Source organism: Schnuerera sp., from assembly GCF_035459645.1.
GTDB lineage: Bacteria > Bacillota > Clostridia > Tissierellales > Tepidimicrobiaceae > Schnuerera.
Genome location: NZ_DATHXO010000034.1, coordinates 1 through 3,781 on the forward strand (window position 1 = coordinate 1; position 3,781 = coordinate 3,781).

General features: G+C 29.8%; 5 protein-coding genes. 1 reads left to right on the top strand and 4 read right to left on the bottom strand.

The window, feature by feature from the left end; genetic code table 11:
* Positions 1–23: 23 nt before the first annotated feature.
* The gene (locus VK998_RS00785) at positions 24–164 is read right to left on the bottom strand and encodes a hypothetical protein (protein WP_325224396.1); all 141 of its coding nucleotides are present in this window, start codon (positions 162–164) and stop codon (positions 24–26) included.
* A 163-nt stretch (positions 165–327) separates the two neighbouring features.
* Here VK998_RS00785 and VK998_RS00790 point away from each other — a divergent pair, with 163 nt between their 5' ends.
* The gene (locus tag VK998_RS00790; RefSeq protein ID WP_325224399.1) at positions 328–1,239 is read left to right on the top strand and encodes a helix-turn-helix domain-containing protein; all 912 of its coding nucleotides are present in this window, start codon (positions 328–330) and stop codon (positions 1,237–1,239) included.
* Positions 1,240–1,292: 53 nt separating this feature from the next.
* Here VK998_RS00790 and VK998_RS00795 read toward each other — a convergent pair whose 3' ends face one another.
* The 3 genes from VK998_RS00795 to VK998_RS00805 all read right to left on the bottom strand — a co-directional run.
* Positions 1,293–2,045, bottom strand: a complete 753-nt coding sequence (locus VK998_RS00795) for an exodeoxyribonuclease III (RefSeq protein WP_325224401.1) — start codon at positions 2,043–2,045, stop codon at positions 1,293–1,295.
* Between the two features lie 30 nt (positions 2,046–2,075).
* Complete coding sequence (locus VK998_RS00800; protein ID WP_325224404.1) at positions 2,076–3,536, bottom strand: TrkH family potassium uptake protein; 1,461 nt, start codon at positions 3,534–3,536, stop codon at positions 2,076–2,078.
* Positions 3,514–3,781: TrkA C-terminal domain-containing protein (locus VK998_RS00805; protein ID WP_325224406.1), on the bottom strand; the 268-nt coding region annotated here is incomplete at its 5' end. The genes VK998_RS00800 and VK998_RS00805, both read right to left, overlap by 23 nt.

Below are 3,781 nucleotides of genomic sequence, written 5' to 3' on the forward strand. Positions count from 1 at the left end.
AATAAAAACTTCCACAGCAAAATTTATATTACCTCTTCTGGCTCATATGAATGCCACTCTATCATCTCATCATCTTCTACTAAATAATTACTTTTAGACTTAACATTTTGCATAAAAGTTAATGCTAAAATAAATCCTAAAACAACTATAAACTTCTTTATCAAAATTCTCATCCCCTTTATACTACTTCCCCTTTACCTTTATAATATATGGTAAATATGTAAATATCAATACAATTATAATGGTGTTGACAATTAGTAGTTTCTATGATAAATTGCTATAATAGTACTAAAATTCTATCTATTATATTTAAATAAGGTGATTTTTATGTATTATAATCTAGAAGGTTTTGGTGAAAAAATAACCTCTATTCGAAGAACTCATAATCTTACTAGAGAGCAACTTTCTGAATTATCCCTTGTAAGCGTTGAAACTATTAGAAAAATTGAGACCGGAAAATATGTCCCAAGCCATAAAATTCTTGACGATTTATCAGCAGTTTTAAAAATAGACCTAAATCAACTGTTACTTAAATACAGACTTGAAGATTTCCAAGCTTTTGATGATATAAAAAATAGAATGGAAGCTAAATTGGATAGAGGTGAATACTATACTCTGAAAAAGGAATATGAGGATTTTGATAATTTGTTACTATCTATAAAAAATCAATATTTCGAAAAAATTATTAGACAATTGATGTTGCTTATCAAAGCAGTTATACTTAGCAAAAAAGAAAACAATCCCACTAAATCTCTGGAAACACTAATAGAAGCCATTTGTATAACTACTCATAATTTCTCCCTCCCTAATTATCAATCTTTTTTTTACAGTTCTACTGAAATAAGGATTCTAATGAATATAGCTTTATTATTAAGAAAACTAAAGCCTAAAGAAGAAGCAATAGAAATGTTAGAATTCTGCATAGATATGGTTAATTCTAATGATAAAATCTATCCAAAACTTTGTCATAATTTATCTGGCATATATTCAATAACTAAACAATATGATAAAGCTTTAAAATTTTCAAATTTAGGTATTGAACACTGTCTAAATAAAAGAGAATATTCTGGATTACATATTTTATATTATGGAAAAGGAATTGCTGAATATAATCTAAAACATGAGGAATATATAGACTCATTAAATAAAGCCATATCTTTTTGTGAAATTTTAGGACAAGATGAGTTTAAAAAAGTAATAATAAATAAATGTAACAAATTTTATAATATTAAATTATAGCTAAAGTAATGGATACATATATAAATAAAATAAGAAACGATAAAAATCGTTCCTTATTCTATCTCCAGCATTACCGGGCAATGATCACTCCCCATTACTTCCGAATGGATTTGGGCATCCTTTAATCTATCTTTAAACCTTTCTGATACTATAAAATAATCGATTCTCCAGCCTACATTCCTATCTCTAGACTTTCTCATATAAGACCACCAGCTATAAGCTTCTTCTTTATCTGGATAAAAATATCTAAATGTATCTATAAATCCTGTTCCTAATAACTCTGTCATCTTTTCTCGTTCTTCATCAGTAAAGCCTGCATTTCTCCTATTGGTAGATGGATTTTTTAAATCTATTTCCTTATGAGCTACATTTAAATCTCCGCATAGTATTACAGGTTTAATAGAATCTAATTCTTTTAAATAATTTCTAAATTCACCTTCCCAAACCATCCTATAATCAAGTCTCGCCAATTCCCTTTGAGAATTAGGAGTATATACATTTACTAGATAGAAATCTTTAAACTCTAAAGTTATAACTCTTCCTTCATTATCATGTTCTTCTATTCCTAGACCGTACTTTACATCTAAAGGCTTGTCCTTAGTAAATATAGCCGTACCTGAATATCCTTTTTTCTCAGCATAATTCCAGTATTGATGATGCTTTGGTAAATTCAAGTCAATTTGTCCTTCTTGTAATTTAGTTTCTTGAACACAGAATATATCTGCATCCACTTCTTCAAAATAATCTAAAAAACCTTTTCTAACACAGGCTCTAAGCCCGTTTACATTCCAAGAAACTAACTTCATTTTATCCCTCCATACGTTTTTCATAATCATCTATTTTTTTGATAAAATTTCATTTTTCCATACACTTGGAGCAAATAATGCTATTATAGTAAATAATTCTAATCTTCCCATCAACATAAATAAAGATAACAATAGCTTGGAAGCATAGCTAAATTGACTGTAGGTTCTCGATGGCCCAACCAAACCTAACCCTGGTCCAATATTCCCTAAGGTTGCTGCTACTGCTCCAGCGGAACTTTCAAAATCAATACCTTCTAAGGATATAAAAATAGTTCCTAATATAAAAATCAAAATATATAACATGAAAAAGCTTGTAATACCTGCAACTACTTCATTAGGAAGAACCCTATCTCCAATTTTAATAGGTATAACCGCCCTAGGATGAAAAATCTTAGATATCTCTCTTTTTACTAATTTTAATAAAACTAAAATCCTAATATTCTTCATACCTCCACCAGTGGAACCAGCACATCCTCCAACAAACATAAGAGAAAAAAGAATTGTCTTACTAAAGGTAGGCCATTTATCGAAATCCACTGTGGCATAACCTGTTGTAGTTATAATAGAACCTACTTGAAAATAAGCATCTCTTAAAGATAACCAAAAATTATGATATATATCTTTATTTATGTTTAGAGTAATTAATAAAACAGCTGTAAGTATTATACCCAGATATAGTTTTAACTCTTCATTTTTTATAATCTCTTTCCACTTCCCTTTGAAAAGAGAATAATACAAGGAAAAATTTATACCAGATAATATCATAAAAGTACCTATTACCAAATGTATATAAGTACTATTGTAAGCTCCAACACTTGCATTATTAACAGAAAATCCCCCTGTCCCTACTGTTCCGAAGGTATGAACCATTGCATCATAAAAAGACATTCTGCCTAACAACAACATAATTACTTGCACAATAGTAATAACAATATAAGTTGTATACAATATTTTAGCAGTATCTTTAATCCTAGGTGCAATTCTATCTGGCCTGGGACCGGGAGATTCTACTTTAAAAATTTGAAAACCTCCCACCCCTAAAGTTGGTAGAATTGCAATAGTAAATACTAATATGCCCATACCACCAATCCAATGGGTGAAAGATCTCCAAAATAAAATACCTTTTGGAAGTACCTCCACATTATCAATAATCGTTGCACCTGTAGTTGTAAAACCTGATACTGTTTCAAAAAAAGCATCTATCCATGATGGAATACTGCCAGAAAATATAAAAGGCAAAGAACCAAAAAAAGATGCAAAGATCCAACCAAAAGCTACTATGGTAAGACCTTCCCTAGCTTTAATACTTTTACTAAATTCAAAGCTTTTACTCATTATAAAACCCATCATACTAGTTAAAATAATGCTCGTTATAAACGCCAACTTATCTGCCCCATTATAATATAAGGAAACTAATAAAGGAGGTATCATTAATGCAGCTTCTATTAAAAGTAAATTGCCTAATACTTTAATTACCGACCCATAAACCATTTAAAATACCTCCCTTATTTGACTTTATCATCTTATTAAAGGCTGGCATATGGGATGTTAATGAAAATACAATTATTCTATCGTTCTCATTGATTATGCTATTCCCATTAGGAATTATTACTTCTCCTTTATGAACAATAGCCCCAATAATAATACCCTTTGGTAATCCCAATTGGTATAATGGTTTCCCTACTATGGACATATCTTTACTAGCGATTATTTCTGTAACTTCTCCTTCTCCTCCA

Coding starts and splice junctions, on each gene's coding strand:
- VK998_RS00790 (WP_325224399.1), top strand. CDS start 328: ATGTATTATAATCTAGAAGGTTTTGGTGAAAAAATAACCTCTATTCGA.
- VK998_RS00800 (WP_325224404.1), bottom strand. CDS start 3,536: ATGGTTTATGGGTCGGTAATTAAAGTATTAGGCAATTTACTTTTAATA.
- VK998_RS00795 (WP_325224401.1), bottom strand. CDS start 2,045: ATGAAGTTAGTTTCTTGGAATGTAAACGGGCTTAGAGCCTGTGTTAGA.